The following is a 460-nucleotide window of genomic DNA, read 5'->3' as shown; positions in this document are numbered from 1 at the left end:
ATCGAATACCTTTTCTTTTTCCTCTTGTTTTATCGCTTGCCAATTGCGCACAACCTCTTCAGCATGATCAACATGAACGTCCCCAAATACGTGAGGATGACGGCGTACCATTTTTTCTGTAATGGCTCGAATCACATCATCAATGGAAAACATTCCTTCATCTTCGCCAATTTGAGCGTGGAGCATCACTTGCAATAGGACGTCCCCAAGCTCCTCAATCATATTTTCATCATCTTGCCGATCAATCGCATCAAGAAGCTCGTATGTCTCTTCTAGCAAGTATTTTTTTAGCGATTCATGCGTTTGTTTCCGATCCCAAGGACAACCATTTGGTCCGCGCAACGTCGCGATTACACGTCGCAAAGTAGTAAAATCGTGATACAGCAGTTCATCGTGCTCTACCTTTGGTACATAAACGCTCGTTAAATTGCTAACCGTCGTCGCTCGATCAAGCTCATAT

1 protein-coding gene is annotated in these 460 nt (G+C 43.7%); it reads right to left on the bottom strand.

Annotated elements, in window-relative coordinates:
- The coding region (locus ETC00_RS19775; protein ID WP_171567747.1) for a MazG family protein at positions 1-460 on the bottom strand (460 nt) is incomplete at both ends.

Origin of the sequence: Brevibacillus sp. MCWH, assembly GCF_013096935.1 — a bacterium.
Classification (GTDB): Bacteria; Bacillota; Bacilli; order Brevibacillales; family Brevibacillaceae; genus Brevibacillus; species Brevibacillus aydinogluensis.
Note: the sequence above shows the minus strand (reverse complement) of the source record. Positions and strands in the feature narration are given on the sequence as shown.